13 protein-coding genes and 1 tRNA gene are annotated in these 17,312 nt (G+C 70.7%); 3 read left to right on the top strand and 11 right to left on the bottom strand.

All coding sequences use genetic code 11. The features are described from left to right. Positions 1-11 precede the first annotated feature (11 nt). Genes pknB through FKD65_RS23810 form a run of 7 tightly spaced genes read right to left on the bottom strand, consistent with a single transcriptional unit; the run spans position 12 to position 9,241 of the window. Positions 12-1,838, bottom strand: coding sequence for a Stk1 family PASTA domain-containing Ser/Thr kinase (gene pknB / locus FKD65_RS23840; protein WP_141579590.1), 1,827 nt, complete (start codon positions 1,836-1,838; stop codon positions 12-14). 22 nt (positions 1,839-1,860) lie between these two features. Then, on the bottom strand, positions 1,861-3,318 hold the full coding sequence (locus FKD65_RS23835) for a serine/threonine-protein kinase (protein WP_141579589.1): 1,458 nt from the start codon (positions 3,316-3,318) through the stop codon (positions 1,861-1,863). Then, positions 3,315-4,790: a penicillin-binding protein 2 gene (locus tag FKD65_RS23830; protein WP_240809572.1), complete on the bottom strand. Its 1,476-nt coding sequence runs from the start codon at positions 4,788-4,790 to the stop codon at positions 3,315-3,317. The genes FKD65_RS23835 and FKD65_RS23830 overlap by 4 nt, the downstream gene beginning before the upstream one ends. Positions 4,791-4,806: 16 nt before the next feature. Beyond that, on the bottom strand, positions 4,807-6,393 hold the full coding sequence (locus FKD65_RS23825) for an FtsW/RodA/SpoVE family cell cycle protein (protein WP_141579587.1): 1,587 nt from the start codon (positions 6,391-6,393) through the stop codon (positions 4,807-4,809). Next, positions 6,394-7,980 carry a Stp1/IreP family PP2C-type Ser/Thr phosphatase gene (locus FKD65_RS23820; RefSeq protein WP_141579586.1) on the bottom strand — a complete coding sequence of 529 codons (1,587 nt, stop codon included), beginning with the start codon at positions 7,978-7,980 and terminating at the stop codon, positions 6,394-6,396. Then, a complete protein-coding gene (locus FKD65_RS23815) occupies positions 7,977-8,474 on the bottom strand; it encodes an FHA domain-containing protein (RefSeq protein ID WP_141579585.1) in 498 nt (165 codons plus the stop codon). Before FKD65_RS23815 ends, FKD65_RS23820 begins: the two co-directional genes overlap by 4 nt. A gap of 11 nt (positions 8,475-8,485) precedes the next feature. Then, the gene (locus FKD65_RS23810; protein ID WP_067627928.1) at positions 8,486-9,241 is read right to left on the bottom strand and encodes a DUF3662 and FHA domain-containing protein; all 756 of its coding nucleotides are present in this window, start codon (positions 9,239-9,241) and stop codon (positions 8,486-8,488) included. A 128-nt stretch (positions 9,242-9,369) separates the two neighbouring features. Here FKD65_RS23810 and FKD65_RS23805 point away from each other — a divergent pair. Both FKD65_RS23805 and FKD65_RS23800 read left to right on the top strand, forming a co-directional pair. After that, positions 9,370-9,452: transfer RNA gene (locus tag FKD65_RS23805), tRNA-Leu, on the top strand. Positions 9,453-9,943: 491 nt separating this feature from the next. Further along, the gene (locus tag FKD65_RS23800) at positions 9,944-11,299 is read left to right on the top strand and encodes a DUF4198 domain-containing protein (protein ID WP_141579584.1); all 1,356 of its coding nucleotides are present in this window, start codon (positions 9,944-9,946) and stop codon (positions 11,297-11,299) included. 243 nt (positions 11,300-11,542) lie between these two features. On the opposite strand, the gene FKD65_RS23795 is transcribed toward FKD65_RS23800, so the two are convergent. From FKD65_RS23795 to FKD65_RS23775, 4 genes are all read right to left on the bottom strand, one after another. Continuing rightward, positions 11,543-12,457, bottom strand: coding sequence for a hypothetical protein (locus FKD65_RS23795; RefSeq protein ID WP_141579583.1), 915 nt, complete (start codon positions 12,455-12,457; stop codon positions 11,543-11,545). Positions 12,458-13,002: 545 nt separating this feature from the next. After that, positions 13,003-14,268: a serine hydrolase gene (locus tag FKD65_RS23790; RefSeq protein WP_141579582.1), complete on the bottom strand. Its 1,266-nt coding sequence runs from the start codon at positions 14,266-14,268 to the stop codon at positions 13,003-13,005. 188 nt (positions 14,269-14,456) lie between these two features. Continuing rightward, positions 14,457-15,584 (bottom strand): HAMP domain-containing sensor histidine kinase, encoded by a 1,128-nt coding sequence (locus tag FKD65_RS23780; protein WP_141579581.1) that lies wholly within the window; start codon positions 15,582-15,584, stop codon positions 14,457-14,459. Positions 15,585-15,799: 215 nt separating this feature from the next. After that, positions 15,800-16,186 (bottom strand): MerR family transcriptional regulator, encoded by a 387-nt coding sequence (locus FKD65_RS23775; RefSeq protein WP_368367130.1) that lies wholly within the window; start codon positions 16,184-16,186, stop codon positions 15,800-15,802. Between the two features lie 148 nt (positions 16,187-16,334). On the opposite strand from FKD65_RS23775, the gene FKD65_RS23770 reads away from it, so the two are divergent. Beyond that, positions 16,335-17,279: a chlorophyllase gene (locus FKD65_RS23770; RefSeq protein WP_141579580.1), complete on the top strand. Its 945-nt coding sequence runs from the start codon at positions 16,335-16,337 to the stop codon at positions 17,277-17,279. Positions 17,280-17,312 lie beyond the last annotated feature (33 nt).

The following is a 17,312-nucleotide window of genomic DNA, read 5'->3' as shown; positions in this document are numbered from 1 at the left end:
TCCGTTACCGGTCAGCCCTGGCCGTCGCCGTTGCCCGGGAAGCCGGGGAAGCCCGGCGTGGGCGTGCCCTGCCCCGGGGGCGGCGTCTGCTGCTGCGGCTTGTCCGCGACGAAGATCGTCACGGTGTCGCCCGGCGCGACCGTCGCGCCCTCACCCGGCTGCTGGTCGTAGACGAAGCCGGGGGCGACCTGCTTGTCGGGCGGCGGCTGCCCCTTCTGCACGTTGCACTTCAGACCGAGGCCCTCCAGCTTGCCGCACGCGGCCCGCTGGCTGTTGTTGAACAGGCTCGGCACCTTCAGGCTCGACGGGCCGTTCGACACCGTCAGCGTGACGGTCGAGCCCTTCTTGGCCTTCGAGCCGCCGGTCGGGTCGGTCGAGATCACGTTGCCGCGCGGCACGCTGTCGCTCGACTCGAATCTCTTCTCGATCTCGAACCCGCGGCCCTCCAGTATCTTCTTCGCCGTGCCGTACGGCTTGCCGGCCACGTCGGGGATCTCGATCTCCGTGGGCGGCTTCGGCCCCTTGGAGACCAGCAGCGTCACCGTGGCGCCCTTGTCGGCCTTCGTGCCGGGCTGCGGGTCGGAGCCGATCACGTAGCCGCTCTCGACGTCGCTGCTGTAGTCGGTCTTCGGCTCGCCGACCGTGAAGCCGAGCTTGGTGAGCTCGGCCGTCGCGTCGCTCTCCTTGACGTTGACGATGCTCTGCGGGATCGCGACCTGGTCGTTGCCCTTGTCGCCACCACTGCTCAGCAGCCAGCCGATGAGCGCGGCGCCGCCGATGAACAGCACGGCGAGCCCCACCCACAGCGCGGCCTTCTTGCCGGCGCCGTCGCGTCCGGCGCCGTCGTCGTCGTAGTGGACGGGCGGCAGGCCGTACCCGTCGTCCTGCGGCCGCCGCACCTGCGTGCGCGCCGGGCCGCCGCCGTACGCGCCCATCATCTGCGTGCCCTGCGGCTGGCCGCTCATCAGCATCGTGGACGCCGCCGTCGATGCCACGGGCTGGCCCTGCAGGACGCGCTGGATCTCCTGCCGGAACTCCGTCGCGTTCTGGTAGCGGTGGTCGGCGTCCTTGGCCATCGCCTTCAGCACGATGGCGTCGGCCCACTGCGGGATCTGCGGGTCCACCTGCGAGGGCGGGACCGGCTCCTCCCGCACGTGCTGGTAGGCGATCGCGACCGGGGAGTCGCCGGTGAACGGCGGCTTGCCGGTGAGCAGCTCGTACAGCACGCAGCCGGTCGAGTAGATGTCGCTGCGGGCGTCCACCCGCTCGCCGCGCGCCTGCTCGGGCGACAGGTACTGCGCGGTACCGATCACCTGGGCGGTCTGGGTCATCGTGGACGCCGTGTCGGCCATGGCCCGGGCGATGCCGAAGTCCATCACCTTGACCTCGTGCTGCCGGGTGAGCATCACGTTGGCCGGCTTGATGTCGCGGTGCACGATGCCGCCGCGGTGGCTGTAGTCCAGCGCCCGCAGGATCCCGTCGGTGATCTCCAGGGCCTTGTCCGGCAGCAGCGCGCGGTTCTCCCTCAGCAGGTCGCGCAGCGTGCTCCCGTCCACGTACTCCATGACGATGTACGGGATCGAGGTGTCGCCGATCACGTCCTCGCCGGTGTCGTACACGGCGACGACCGAGGGGTGGTTCAGCGACGCGGCCGACTGGGCCTCGCGCCGGAACCGGGCCTGGAACGTGGGGTCGCGGGCCAGATCGGACCGCAGCGTCTTGATCGCGACGACGCGATCGAGGCGGCGGTCCCGGGCACGGTAGACCTCGGCCATGCCGCCGCGCCCGATGACCGTCTCGAGCTCGTAGCGGCCGCCGAGCAGCCGAGGTTGACTCATATGTGCACTTTCCCTCGTACGTCTACACCTTGTCTCCAGAACCTAGCTTCCCCTCCTGGGTGGGCGGGGGATCCGGGCTCGGAGTTGACGGAGTCGTGGTGCTCCCCGTCGGTGCGGGTGTGGGCTCGGGGGCGGTGGGAGTCGCCCGGGGCGGATTCCTGAATGGCTTACGGGAAAGGGACGCCTTGGGGGTCGCCTGCGTTGACGGACGGATCCTATGCGTCCGGTGCCGCGGCGGGACAGCCGGCCTCGGAGTGCTCCTCGCGGTGTGCCGCGGCGGGGCGGCGGGGGCCGTTGACGCCGGGTCTCCGACGCTGCCGTCCCCGACCGGCCGGGTGGCGGGGGCCGCGGGCGGGTCCCGCTGGTCCTCGCTCGGCCCGGCGAACGCCAGCCCCTTCCACAGGGAGCCGACGACGATGACGCACACCAGTACCACGGCGGCCGCGACGAACGCGTACGCCAGGGCCGGGCGCCGTTGCCCGGACCCTGTTCCGCTGGCGAGGTTATCCGCCCCGTCGCCAGCGTCAAATCCCGACAAAGTTGATGCTTCTACGACAAGGCGATCCCTGCCGGTGGCGGCGGGAGATCGGCGAGCGCCGCTGCGGCTCGCGTCCACCCGCCCGCCGCGGGCCGTGCCGCCCACCGAGGCTCCGCCCGCCGCCGTGCTGAGCGACGCGCGGATGCCGAGCGCCCGGGCGGCCACCGTGTCGGCGTCCGCGGGACGGTCGGCGGGCTCCTTCGCGAGCATCTCCATGACCAGCTCGCGGGCCCGGCCGGGCACCCGGGACGGCAGTTCCGCGGGCGCGTCGCGGACGTGCTTGAGCGCCACCTCCACCGGCGTCCGCCCGTCGAACGGCGGAGCGCCCGTCAGGCACTCGTAGGCCACCGCGCCCAGCGAGTAGAGGTCCGCCGAGGGCGACAGCCTCAGGCCCTGCGCCTGCTCCGGCGAGATGTAGTGCGCCGTCCCCATGACCATCCCGGTCTGGGTCTGCGACGCCGCCGCCAGCCGCCGGGCGATCCCGAAGTCGGTGATCTTCAGGGTGCCGTCCGGGGCCACCATCAGGTTCGCCGGCTTGACGTCGCGATGCACGATCCCGGCCGCGTGCGCGACCGACAGCGCCCGCCCCGCCTGCACGATCAGGTCGAGTACGGCCTCCAGCGGCAGTCCGCCGTCACGCGCGAGGATCTCGTCCAGCGGCTCGCCGGGCACCAGCTCCATCACCAGGAACGTCCGGCCGTCCTGCTCGCCGTAGTCGAACGCGCGCGCGATCCCCGGGTGCCGCAGCTCCGCGGCGAACCGCGCCTCCGACTCGAACCGGCCCCGCGCCCGCACGTCCGAGCCGAGCTCCAGGCGCAGCAGCTTCACCGCGACCAGCCGCCCCGACAGCGCGTCGGACGCGCGCCAGACCTCGCCCATCCCGCCGATCGCCAGCCGCTCCAGCAGCCGGTACCGGTCGTTCAGGACGAGGCCCGTACTCACTTCTGCAGGACCTTCGCCATGATCGCCCCCGCGACGGGGCCCGCGTTGGCGGCGCCGGAGCCGGGGGTCTCGACCATCACGGCGAACGCGTAGCGCGGGTTCTCGACCGGGCTGAACCCGACGAACCAGTTCGCGTTCGGGTTGCCGGGGCCCTGCTCGGCGGTACCGGTCTTGCCGGCGATCCGCTTGCCCTGCAGGTTCTTCGCGGTGCCCTCGGAGACCACCGCGCGCATCATGTCCTCCAGCTGCCCGGCCTGGTCGCCGCTCATCGCCTTCCCGAACTCCTTCGGCGAGGCGTTGTAGAGCTCACTCTGGTCCTTGGCGCGGACCTTCTGCACCACGTACGGGTTCATGATCTTGCCGCCGTTGGCGACCGCGCAGGCGACCATCGCCATCTGCAGCGGGGTGGCCCGCACGTTCTCCTGGCCGATGCCGGAGCGGGCCGTGCCGTCCTTGCCGGTCTGGATGGTCTTGCCCTCGGCGTCCTTGATGGAGACCGGGATGTCGCTCTCCGCGGCGTACATGTCGGGCTCCAGCTCCACGTGCTCGCCGAAGCCGAAGCTCTCGGCGCCGTCGTGCAGCTCCTGGATGCCCATGTCCAGCGCCATCTTCGCGAACGAGGTGTTGCAGGACTCGGCGAAGGCGCCGCGCAGCGGGGCGGACCCGGCGCAGCTGCCGCTGTCGTGCGAGTTCGGCAGCGGGCGGCCCGACTCCGGCAGGATCAGCTGCCCGGTGTTCACCGTCGAGGAGCTGTTCAGGCCGAGCTTCTGCATCCCGATCGCCGACACCACCGTCTTGAACGACGAGCCGGGCGGGAACGTCTGGCTGAGCGCGTTGTCGACCAGCGGCTTGATGACGCCCTCGCCCTTGTCGAGCTGCTCCAGGCGCTTGCCGCCCTTCTCGCCCGTCTGCGGCGCGACCTCGTTGGGGTCGAACGAGGGCCACGAGGCCGCCACCTTGACCGCGCCCGACTTCACGTCGATCACTACGGCGCCGCCGCGGCGGCCGTTCGAGACCCCCGCCTTCAGCTGCTCGTAGGCGGTGCGCTGCGCCTGCGGGTCGATCGTCAGCTCGACGTTCGCGCCCTCGGCCTTCTTGCCGATGAACGTGTCGAACCAGCGCTGCTGGGTGATCCGCTTGTCCTTGCCGCCGAGCAGCGAGTTGTAGGCCCGCTCGACCTGCGTGGCGTTGCCGTTGAAGTACCCGGTGATCGGCGCGAAGACCGGCCCGTCCTTGTAGGTCCGGCCGTACTTCGGGTTGTCCTTGCCGGTCTTCTCCGAGCTCACCAACACCTCGCCGCCCGCCGAGATCCGGCCGCGCGGCGAGTTGAACACGTCGGCGTACTGGCGGCTGTTGCGCGCGTCGGTCCGCAGGTCTTCGGCCTGGCTGCCCTGGACGTAGTTGACCTGCGCCATCAGTCCGAAGAACAGCAGCAGCGCGAAGATCGCCACCCGCCGAACCGGCTTGTCCATGTTCATAGGGGGGTAGTCACCTCGTGCTCACGATCTGGGTCATGCCCTCGTCCTGGATCGCCTGCGGAGCCGGCTTGCGCGCGTCGTGGCTCATCCGCACCAGAATCGCGATCAGGATCCAGTTGGCCATCAGCGACGAACCGCCCTGGGACAGGAAGGGCGTCGTCAGGCCGGTGAGCGGGATGAGCCGTGTGACGCCCCCGACGATCACGAAGACCTGGAGGGCGAGCACGAACGACACGCCGCCCGCGAACAGCTTCAGGAACGGGTCCCGCGCCGCCACGGCCGTCTTCATCCCGCGTTGCACGATCAACGCGTATATCAGCAGCAGCACCATCAGCCCGGTGAGCCCGAGCTCCTCGCCGAGCGAGTCGAAGATGAAGTCGCTGAACGACAGGGGCGTCCGCCACGGCTCGCCCTGGCCGAGCCCGGTGCCGAGGACGCCGCCCTGGCCGAGCGCGAACAGGCCCTTCATGAGCTGCGCGCTGTCGGAGTACTCTCCGCCCAGCTCGGCGCAGGCCGAGAAGCCCGGCGAGATGCTGCCCTGCGCCTTGTACTTCTTGAAGATGTCGGTGTCGGGGTTGACCGGGACGACCTTGCCGGTCTCCAGCAGGCAGCCGCCGTCGAAGTAGGGCTTCGGGTTCTGCCAGATGTCGATGCGCTGGTTCACGTGGCCCATGAACGGCAGCAGCGTCGCGATGAAGATGCCGATCGCCAGCAGCCCGACACCGATCACCACCCAGGACACCCGCTGGGTCGCGATGTACAGCATCGACACGAACAGGCCGAAGAACAGCAGCGCGGTGCCGAGGTCCTTCTGCATGAACAGCACGCCCAGGCAGAAGAACCAGATCACCATGATCGGGCCGAGGTCGCGGGCCCGCGGCAGGCTGATCGGGCCGAACTTCTTGCCGATCAGCGACATCGCCTGCCGCTTGTTCACCAGGTAGCCGGCGAAGAACACGACCAGCAGGAGCTTCGCGAACTCGCCCGGCTGCACCGAGAACGGACCCAGATGGATCCACACCCGGGCGCCGTTGATCTCCGCGCCGATGCCGGGGACGATCGGCAGCAGCAGCAGGATGACCGCGCTGAGCCCGATCAGGTACGTGTAGCGCTGCGCGGTCTTCGGCGTGAACGACAGCGGCGCGTCCGGCTTGTCGGTGTCACGCATGATCAGCACGGCGGCGACGAACAGGCCGATCCCGACGAACGTCCACATCAGTTGGCCGGGCGCGTCGGCGGCGTCGGGGAGCAGCTTCTTGCCCGCCGCGGCCGCGACCTTCTTGGTGTGGCTGGTGTCGAGGTCGAGCCGGTAGATCATCGCGAGCCCGATGCCGTTCAGCGCCACGGCGAGCGGCAGCAGCAGCGGGTCGGCGTAGGGGGTGAACTTCGCCTGGATGACGTAGGCGGCCAGGGCCAGCACGACCAGGCCGCCGCCGTAGATGAACAGGCCGCCCGGGATGTTCCCGTCACGGGCGAGGCCGACCTCCGCGAACGCCGACAGCGTGAGGACCATCGCGAAGACGAGAAGCGCCAGCGACGCCGCGTTGCGCCGCTGGTACGGGAGGTGGGCCCTGATCTGGTCCCCGATCGACTGCATCTACGAGCTCCCCCCGCTGGACGGGCAGTCCTTGATGGACGGGGTGCGCTGCTTGCACTCTTCCCGGCGGTCGCCGAGCTGGTCGAGCTTGGCCTGCGCCGCCTTCTGCCCGATGAACACGAAGGTGCCCTTCTGGATCGCGGTGGCGTCCGAACCGGGAAGCTCGTCGGTCCGGATGTCGCTGGACTTGACGGGGGTCTCCCGGCAGTTCTGCTGCCCCCGGCCCTTCACCATGGCGACCTTGCCGCCTTCCCCGATGAGCGAGTACTTGCAGACGGCGCTCTCCAGCTGCTTCAGCGCCGCCGGGCCCTTCACCGTGTAGGTGGCCTTGACCTGCTGCTGGAGGTCCTGCGGGAGGTCGGCCACCAGGATCGTCTGCTTCGGCTGGTCCTTCTTGGCCGCCTCGCGGGACAGGCTGAGGCCCGGGACCTTCTGCGTCGTCCCGCGGTAGAGGACGACCTCGCCGGCCTTGTTCGCGCCGATGTAGTAGCCGTTCCGGACGTTCTGCAGCAGCACGAACCCGCCCGCCACCACGCCCACGACGACCACGCCCGCCACGACGACGAGCCACGTCCAGCGGCGCGTGCCGCCCCGCCTCGCCCGCATCTGCTGTGCCTGCGGCCTCGCGCCCGGCGCCGGCGGGGGCGCCATCGGGTCGCCCATCGGCATCGGGGCCTGCGGCGGCGGCATCTCGTCGACCGCCACCGGCGGCTGCGGCCTGGTTTCGCGCAGCTGCGCGGCCCGGCCGGCCGGGGTGTCGGCGACGGTGGTGTTCGGGCCCGTCCCGCCGCCCGGCGGCTCCGGCGGCGCCGAGTTGGCCGCCGCGCCCACCGCGTGGCCGGGGCCGCCCGTCGGTGGCTGGCGCTCCAGGTCCACGACGTCGGCGACGACGCAGGTGATGTTGTCGGGGCCGCCGCCCCGGTTGGCCAGGTCGATCAGCTGCCGGACGGCCTGCTCGGGGTCGTCCACGTCGGTGAGCACCTGGAAGATCGTTTCCGCCGTGACGACGCCCGACAGGCCGTCGGAGCACAGCAGGTACCGGTCGCCGACCTTCGCCTCGCGCAGCGACAGGTCGGGGTCGACCTCGCCGCGGCCGTCCAGCGCCCGCAGCAGCAGCGACCGCTGCGGGTGCGACGCCGCCTCGTCCGGGCTGATCCGGCCCTCGTCGACCAGCGACTGCACCAGGGTGTGGTCGTGCGTGATCTGGAACAGGCTGCCGTCGCGCAGCAGGTAGGCGCGCGAGTCGCCGATGTGCACCAGCGCGACCTGGTTGCCCGCCCACAGCATCGCCGTCAGCGTCGTCCCCATGCCCTGGAGGGCCGGGTCGGACTCCACGATGCGGTGCAGGTTGTCGTTCGCCGTCTTGACCGTGTGCTCGAGCGCGGCCAGCAGCTCGGTGGCGGGAAGGTCCTTGTCGAGCGCCCGGAGCGCCTCGATGGCCGCGGCGCTCGCGATCTCGCCGCCGACGTGCCCGCCCATGCCGTCGGCCACCGCGAGCAGGTGCGACCCCGCGTACGCCGAGTCCTCGTTGCCCTCGCGCAGCATGCCCACGTCGGAGCGCGCGGCGTAGCGGATTCCCAGAGTCATTTGCGCAGCTCGATCACGGTCTTGCCGATACGGACCGGGACTCCCGGCGGGACCGGCATGGGCCGGCTCACCTTCGTGCGTCCGAGATACGTCCCGTTGGTCGAGCCGAGGTCTTCCACGATCCACTGACCGTCCTGCGCGAAAAGTCGGGCATGGCGGCTCGAAGCGTAGTCGTCGGTCACGACGAGCGTGGCGTCATTGGCACGGCCGATGGTGATGGGCACCCCCGTGAGGTCGATGACGGTGCCGGCCCGCTCGCCCTGGACGACCACCAGCTTCGTCGGGGCGCCGTGCTGGGCGCTGCGCTGCGGCCGCGGCGGCTTGGGCTGCCTCGCCGCCTTGGGAGGACGGGACGGGGACGAGCGCGTGGCCGCCTTGGACGCGGCCTTCGAACCGAACAGGTCGGCCCTGATCACGCCGACGGCCGCGATGACGAACAGCCACAGCACCGCGAGGAACGCCAGCTTGATCAGCGTGAGGGTGAAATCGGACATCGGAGTCGGGGTTACTCCCTATCGCGGCGAAACACAAGGGTCGTGCGGCCCATCGTGACCCGGGAGCCGTCGACCAGCGTGACCCGCCGGATCGGCTGCCCGTTCACGAACGAGCCGTTGGTCGACCCTAGATCCACGAGAGCGATTTCGGGACCTTCTACGCGGATCTCGGCATGGTGCCGTGATACGCCAGGGTCGACTAGGCGCAGGTCGCAGTCGGTACCGCGACCGAGCAGGGTCACAGGGGTGTTGATCTCATAGGTGCGCTGGGTCGTGTCGGATCCCTCCACCGCCGTGGTCACGAGCAGGCGCGGATGCCCCCCGAACACCCCGCCCCGGCCGCCCTGCGGCACGTCGCTCACCGGCCGGCGGATCTCCCCGCCCTCGACCGTCGAGCCCCGGATCACCCCCGACCTGATGCGGAACATGCCCGTGGCGAGATCGCCCGCGTTCTCGAACCGGACGCGCACCGGACCCACGAAGGAGTACCCCTGCTCCTTCGCGTACTCGCGCGCCAGATTCGCCAGCTCCTGGCTCAGGCTGTCGGCGTAGACCTGGAGCCGCTGCCCGTCCTGCTGAGAGATCTCGACGACGAAGTCGTTCGGAACGAGCGTGCGGCCCTGTGCCACGATCGCCGCCCGATCGTCCATCTCGCGCTGCACAGCACTGGCCACCTCGACCGGCTGCAGCTCGGACTTGAAGGCACGGGCGAAGGCTCCTTCGACCATGCCCTCGAGCCGTCGCTCGAAGCGCTGAATGACGCCCACGGGCACCTCCCTTCCCCACTGGTAGACGATCGTATCGGTGCGTAGGTTCGCTCGGCGTATCTGGATACCTAACCACTCCCGGCCCCGTGCTAGCCTTTTCAGGCACCCGGAGACGGGACGGCGCCCACGGGCGGGTGGCGGAACGGCAGACGCGCACGGTTCAGGTCCGTGTGTCCGAAAGGATGTGAGGGTTCAAATCCCTCCTCGCCCACTCAGGGTAGTGACGCAGGTCCTTCCCTAACAGTGACGGAAAGAGCCCCCCAGCGACAAGCTGGGGGGCTCTTCCGCTTCCCGGAGGCCTCACCTGGCCCCGCAGAGGCCACGACCACCCGATCCCAGGCGTATCTGGAGCCCACGGACCCGCGTAGAGCACCTTCAGGACATGCCTGTAGAGGTGCTGGTCATGTGGCCGGCGGTGCGCGTGATGTTGCTGGACGGTGCCGGTCAGGCAGCGTCGTTGGAAGGCCAGGAGGAAGGCTTGGGCGGCTATGCCGCGGATGCCCCGGTTCTGGGCCCGTTCGATCGCTTCGTGGTCGGACTTGGGCCGACGACGGTCGTTCCCCGTCGTCGGCGACCCGGCCAAGGCGCAGACCCTCCCGGGCGTGGCCCGATGAAGATCACGATCGGGTTGCGGGGGCAACCCGGTCGCCGGGCCGGGCGTCCTGACCAACGCTGATCATCGCGCCCACCCAAGGAACACTCGTGCTTCGTATCGCCACCACCGGGACGACGGCCGTGCTCATCCTCGGCACGTTAACGGCCGCTCCCGCCCTCGCCGACGGGACGGCGTCCATCGCGCTCGCCGCTCAGACCGCTTCCGTCGACCCCGACAACCCCACGGCCACGATCACCGGGAAGGTCGTCACCGCGGACGGAACCCCCGCCGCGAGCATCCCGGTCGACCTGTCCACGAACACTGGATGGGGCTCGGTCGACGACGCCACCACCACCGACGACGGCACCTTCACCGCGACGCTGAGGCCCAACGGGGCGAGCGACTCGGTGAGCGTCTGGGCCGATGTGCCGTCGCTCGGACTCCACTCCGGCATCGTGACCGTCCAGGTCGTCCACGGGAAGACGCAGACGACCCTGATCGCGAGCCAAGCCGGCCTGGACGAGGGCCAGACCCTCACCCTCAGCGGTCAGGTCACCTACCAGGGCAGGCCGCTGTCCGGACGGACGGTCGTCATCGACCCCGCCGTCGACCCGTCCCGCTGCACCACGCCCATGTACACCTTCCAGGTCGGCACGGACACCGAAGGCCGGTTCAGCAGCACCATCAAGCCGCCCTGCACCGCGACCTACGTCGCGCGGTCACTCGCGGCCGGTCTTTACGAAGGCTCCACCGCGACCCTCCCCGCGGTCAGCGTCCGGCCGGCCACCAAGACCTCGCTGTCGGCGACCATGGACGCCTACGGGCGTTTCCGAGCGCAGGGCGCCCTGTACGCGGCCTCCGCCGGCGGAGCCGTGAACGGCAAGCAGGTGCTCCTCGAGTACTCCCCCAACGGCCGCACCGGCTGGCAGACCGCTCGCTGGATGAAGACCAGCCAGGGACGGTTCAGCGCCTCGTTCAACGTGAACAACTCCGGCTACTGGCGGGCCCGCTTCCCCGGGGACACCACCGCGGCCCCCTCCATCAGCTCCGTGCGCAAGACGTGGCGATGGTCGACCAAGATGTCCAAGCTGAACGCGTCCTCGACCAAGGTCCGCAAGAACCGCTACATCACCGTCTCCGGGACCCTGAGCCGCTACTACAGCAGCAAGAGCCGCTTCGGCGCGTTCCCCGGCCAGAAGGTGCGCATCATCTTCCGGTTCCGCGGCAAGAAGACCTGGTACCACGTCAAGTGGGTGAAGACCAACAGCAAGGGCCGCTACACGGCCAAGGTCCGCGCCTACGGCGACGGCTATTTCGCCGCCACTTTCGCAGGCACCAGCGACACCTGGGCCGCCGGCACGCCCAATGACCGCTACGTCAACACGTATGCCGTCCCGTCCCCCGGCGCCCGGTCCGGCCCGCCGCCCGTCACGACCGTTCTCCCCTGGCGGGGCGACCGGTAGCCATCGCGTCAAGCCACAACCGCCGCTGACCGGCGGGGAACGTCCCACCCGGGCCTTCCTCGCCGGTCTGCGGTCGGCCTGGCCCCGCGCGCGTGCCCATTGCTGAGCGACGGCACCGTTCGTCCACGTCGGTCAGGACGGGCTTGTGGCCGGCGGTGCTGGTGATGTTCCTGGACGCTGCCGCCGAGCGCCGGGGACCCCGACGGCTCGGCGGGACGGCGGGCGGTGCGTCCGCGTTCGGGATCAGGTCAGCGGGGTGCTGGAGAGGACGCGGCGCAGCACGCTCCACGACAGGTCGGAGTGGGTCTGGAACTTGTCCCGGCGGTGGTCGTCCTCCCGGATGTAGTCGAAGACGTCTCGGTTGTAGCTTTCGCCGTCTTCGTGAAGTACGGCGGTTTCATCGGGGTTGAGGTACACGTGGAAGCTGGCGCCGAACTCGTCGGTGGAGTTCATGAACCCCGGGCCGGTGCTGCCGTCGCCGCCGTCCATGGGGCAGAACACCCGGTGCACGGCGTAGGTCTCCTTGGTCAGCCAGGCGCACTGCCCCGGTGTGAGGGTGACCAAGCCGAGCTTGGTGGCGTCCCATTTCAGGCTGTCGTAGAGCATCACGTCGAGCTGGCCGGCGAGGCAGAAGACGATCCCGGAGGTGTGCCCGTGGGAGTGGATCGGCGAGTAGTGCTGGGCCGGCCAGATCTCCAGCACCACCGGTGAGCCGATGTCGCCCTCGGTGTCGTCGAGGCTGTCCAGGTGCCCGTGCTCGGTCGCCAGGTCGTCGAAGTCTCCCCGGCCCGTGCAGGCGACGCGGATATAGGGCGGGTGCGAGCTGTCCTGGTCGTACTTCCTCCGCAGGATCCGGCGCAGGAGCCCCATGTGCTCGTCGGACTCGGCGGGGGCCAGGTGCTTGCGCATCGCCTCCACCTCCCACGCCGAGAGCCGCAGGTCGGCGGCCTTCCGCGCGAGATCCATCACCGCGGGCGGGATCATCAGCTGCCGGGCGTACTCGTCGAACGACGTCGCCTGCCCGATCACCGGCGACGGGACGGCCCTCGCGCCCTGGAGGCGCAGCCGGCGCTCCTCCTCCTTGGTGATGTGGAACGGGTGGCCGGCCTCGCCCGAGTCGGCGGTGTCGGCGGAGGGCGTGAGGTTGGTCATGCTCATGGGGGGCTCCTAACGCGGTGCGCCTTGGTCCGGCGGGGGACTCGAATGCGGCACGAGCCTCCCACCGTCACAAAAGACCGAACAATCACCACCACCACCATCTGAGTATCACTATGGGTAATCGAGTGGAAGCGTTCCGGAAAGGCCGGGTGCCCCGTACCTGCGTGTCGACCTGGTACGCGCTGCTGGGTGAGATGCGCATGGCCGAGGGCTCGCTGGACAAGGCCGCAGCGGCACTCGACAGCGCCGAGGAGTACCTGGAGCGCTACGGCCAACGGTCGGCGGAGGCGCTGGTCATCCCCGTGCGCGCGGCTCGAGCACGCCGCCGGCGACGACCGTGCCGCCCTGCGCGTCGCTGGCCGGGCCCGCTCCGTGGCGGTGCGGCAGGGGCCCATCTCTTCGTGCGGCGCGCCGACCGGTTCCTCGCCGACCTGGGCGCCCAGGCGCGCCGGCGCGCGGCGGTCCAGGATCTCTTCACCCCTCGTGCGCCGGGCGGCCGGGTGCCGGCGGGCCGGAACGTCCACCGGCGCCCGGCCGCGGTGCGTCTAGCGCCGGCCGAGGACGGCCCGCTCCTCCTGTTCGAGGATCTCCACGAGCGGTATGTCGTCGTAGTTGGTGAGGACGACCCCGACCCAGCCTGTGTCGGGGTAGACGTTCCAGTTGCCGCCGCTGCCCGCGGTGCCGCCGCCGCGGCCGAGCACCCACTGGCCGTTCGCGATGTGCATCGGGCCGAAGTAGTTCGCGAACCCCGCCTCGGCCGGGGCCGCCCGGAGGCCTTCGCCCTCCTGCTGCGGGGGGAGGGGGATCTTGACTCCGGTGAGCACCTCGGCGTAGTGCCGGTCCAGCAGCGTGCCGTCGAGCAGCCCGTTCGCGAAACGGACCAGGTCGGGTGCGGTGGCGAAGCCGTCGTCGGAGGCGTAGCCGATGAAGGAGCGGGCCGGGTTCTTGCCCTCTATCGGCGGTTGGATGCTGCCCTTGTCCAGGTTGCGGACGGCGTCCACCCGGCCGCCGTCGGCCTGCCGCATGTACGAGTGGGCGATGTGCTCGTCGGTGAGCCACTGCGTCCTGGTGAAGAATCCCGAGCCGGTCATGCCGCAGCGGTCGAAGATGTTCTCCTGCACGTAGTCCCAGTACGTCTTGCCGGAGATGGCCTCGATGATCAGCGCCATCATGGAGAGGCCGACGCCTCCGCCCTCCCTGTGGCCCTGGTCGGCCGAGCCGGGAGGGGCGACCAGCGTCGCCTGCCGGACCCACTGCCGGTTGAACTCGTGCACTTCCTCCTTGCTGTTGAAGACGCGCTGCCGGTCCAGTTTCGGGGCGTCCATCCCGCCGGTGCTGAGGAGCATGTGGTGGATGGTCACCTGCTCGGCGATCTCCTTGGCGATGCCCGTCAGGTGGGCGCCCACCTTGTCCGCCAGATTCAGCTTGCCCTGCTGTGCCATCTGCAGGACGGCCACGGCCAGGACCGGCTGGATCGCCGAGGAGATGTTGACCGCGATGCCCTCGTGGTTGCGGATCCCTTTCTCCTTGTCGGCCATGCCGTAGCTGCGCGACAGCACCGTCCGGCCCTTGTGCGACAGGATCACCGTGCCGGAGAAGTTGTCCTCGGCGGCCAGTTTCGCCACGAACCGGTCGTAGGCTCCGCCCGGCCGGGTGTCCGGCGGGATCTCGCTCTCGCCCGGGGCCTCGTCGGCGTGGCCCGGTCGGGCGCCCGCCAGCGGCGCGGCGGCCGCCACCATGCCGGCGGCCGCCAGGCCGCCCCAGCCGAGCAGCCGCCGCCGGTCCATCCCGGGTACGGAGTCGGAGTCCATGATCACGCCTTTCCACTGGTCGGCGAACCGGCCCCTGATGCGCTGCGGTTCATGCCTTCAGTGAAGTGGCGAGGCCGTTGCGGCGGCGTATGCGGTTTCCGATACGCCTGCGATACACCGGTTCCGGGCATCGAGGAATCGACGCGGCCGGCGGTGAGGGCTTGCCGGCGGGCATCGCGCCGGCCGGTCTAGCCGCGGTCTCCGCTGGCCGGGACGGCCTGGGGAAGGCTGATCGTGACCAGGAGACCGCCGGCCGGGCGCGGTGCGAGGTCGAGGGTCCCGGCGTGCGCCCGGACGATGCTCTGCACGATCGCGAGCCCGAGGCCGACCCCGGCGTGCTCGTCGGCGCGTACGCGCTGCGTCCCGCGCTGGAAGGGTTCGGTGAGGGTCGGCACCAGCTCCGGTGGGACCCGCGGGCCGGTGTTCTCGACCCGCAGCACGCTCGCGCCGTGCCGCGATCCGGTGTGGACCGTCACGGTGCCGCCGGAGGGCAGGTTGTGGACGATGGCGTTCTGGACGAGGTTCATCGCCATCCGCAGCACGAGCGCCGCGGAGCCGACGGTCGGAGCCGTCTCGCCTGTGACGTCGAGCGCGACCTGGCGCTGCTCGGCCAGGGGGAGGAGCGTCTCCGCGGCCTCCTCGGCGACCAGGGACAGGTCCACCGGCTCGTGGGCGAAGGTCCTGCGGTCGCTGCGGCTGAGCAGCAGGAGGGCCTCGGTCAGGTCGATCGCCCGGGTGTTGACGTTGTGGAGGCGTTCGATGAGTTCGCCCTGGTCCCGTGCGGGGTCGCTGCGGGCGACGTCGAGGAGCGCCTGGGAGATCGCCAGCGGGGTCCGCAGTTCGTGGGAGGCGTTCGCGGCGAACCGCTCCCGCTCGGTGACGTGGGACTGGAGCTGCCCGAGCATGGTGTCGAACACGTCGGCGAGTTCGCGGAACTCGTCGTTGGGGCCTTGCATGCGGATCCGGTGGGACAGCGATCCGCTCGCGGCCGTCCGTGCCGCGTCCGCGATCTGCGTGAGGGGCGCGAGCATCCGTCCGGCGAGGATCCATCCGCCCAGCAGGCCGAACAGCAGGACGAAGACCATCGCCGCGGCCGCGGCGGGGGCGAAGGTGCGCAGGATCTCCGTGCGGTTGGCCGACACGATGATGATCACACCGGCATGGTCCTTCCGGATGGATCCGGGGTCCCGGTCGGGCACGTAGCGCAGCAGGAAGACCCACACCACGGCCAGCAGGAGGGCCCCGGCGAGGAGGAGGAAGCCGGCGTAGCTGATGGTGAGCTTCAGCCGGGCGCTGAGCCCCGGGCGTCTGTTCATGGGTGCCGCCAGGTGGACGGGGTCAATGCCGGTGCGCGCGCGGGCGGTCATCCGCGACCGGCGCGCGCTATCCCCGCAGCTTAAGCATCGGGGCGTATCGCAGGCATATGGAACCGGACGTGCGCCGACTCGAGCCGGCGGCCGGTCCGCCGCCGGCGAGTGGGTGCGGCCTCACGCCTGTCGCAGGCCGCGCGTCGGCGTCCCCGGCATGCCGGTCACGGGAGGCGGCAGTGCCTGCCCGTCCGCAGGTTCGCCGCGGCGTTGCCGATGACGGTGTCCAGCCTGTCCCGAGTGCTCACCAGGTCGGTGATCTGCCGGTCGATGCGGTCGCGTTCGGCCGAGAGCCGGTCGAGCAGCTCGGGTGTGGCCTCGCCGTCCACGACGCACGGCAGCAGGTCCCGGATCGACCTGCTCGGTATCCCGGCGGCGTACAGCCGCTGGATCACTTGGACGCGGTCGACCGCGCCGCCCGGGTAGTGCCGCTGGCCGCTGGGGCTGCGTTCCGAGGCCAGCAGCCCCTGTTCCTCGTAGTACCGCAGTGCGCGGACGCTGACGCCCGCCCTGGTCGCGAGTTCGCCGATGCGCATCGCCCCTCCGGTCATGACCTGGGCCACATTCCTTGCCTCTGACGTCAACGTCAGATTTTAGCGTAGCCCGAGTGGGCCTCACGCCCGCCACCAGGCAGGACGCCGCACGGCCTGACACCGGCCGATGTCGTCCCGCATCCACTGCCGGAAGGAAGAACGTTCCATGACCGCATCGGAAAGGGCGGCGGCGGCCGTGGCCCTCCCCCCGCCGGCCCCCGTCGTCTCGGTGAAGCCGGTGGTGCTCGAAGCACCGGGCCGCGGTGAGGACCTCCAGGTGAGGGTCTCCGCTCCGGTGACCGGGAGCGGACTGCCCATCGTCGTCCTCTCGCACGGCTTCGGCTCGTCGCTGGACGGCTACGGCCCCCTGGCCGACTTCTGGGCCGGGCACGGCTTCGTGGTCGTCCAGCCCACCCACCTCGACTCGAGGACGGTGGGTCTTCCTCCGCACGACCCGCGCACCCCGCGGCTCTGGCGGTTCCGCGTGGAGGACATGAAGCGCGTCCTCGACGGGCTCGACCTGCTGGAGGCCGCGGTCCCCGGTCTCGGCGGCCGCCTCGACCGGAGCCGCATCGCCGCGGCCGGGCACTCCTTCGGCGGCCAGACGGCGGGCAACCTGCTGGGCCTGCGCGTCCTCGATCCGGTGAGCGGGCGGGCGGAGGACCTGTCCGATCCGCGGATCGGCGCGGGGGTGCTGCTCGCCACGGCGGGCAAGGGCGGCGCGGACCTGACGCCGTTCGCGGCCGAGCACTTCCCGTTCATGAACCCCGACTTCGCGGAGATGACCGCACCGGCCCTCGTGGTCGCCGGGGACGAGGACGACTCCCCGCTGTCGGTACGGGGACCGGAATGGCTCACCGACCCGTACTTCCTGAGCCCGGGGCCCAAGAGCCTGCTCACCCTGTTCGGGGCCGAGCACTCGCTCGGCGGGATCGCCGGCTACGAGGTCCAGGAGACGACGGACGAGAACCCCGAGCGGGTCGCCCTGATCCAGCGGGTCACCTGGGCCTACCTCCGCCACGCGCTCGGCATCGACGACGCCGGTTGGACGGCGGCGCGGCAGGCTTTGGCGGACGGCGCCGACCCCATGGGCCGCCTCGAATCCAAGTGAAGCGCTGACGAACCGGCCCCGCAACCCTCCTAA

Source organism: Actinomadura sp. WMMA1423 (genome assembly GCF_006547145.1).
Classification (GTDB): Bacteria; Actinomycetota; Actinomycetes; order Streptosporangiales; family Streptosporangiaceae; genus Spirillospora.
The sequence above is the reverse complement of the archived record's forward strand: the minus strand, read 5'-3'. Positions and strand labels throughout refer to the sequence as shown.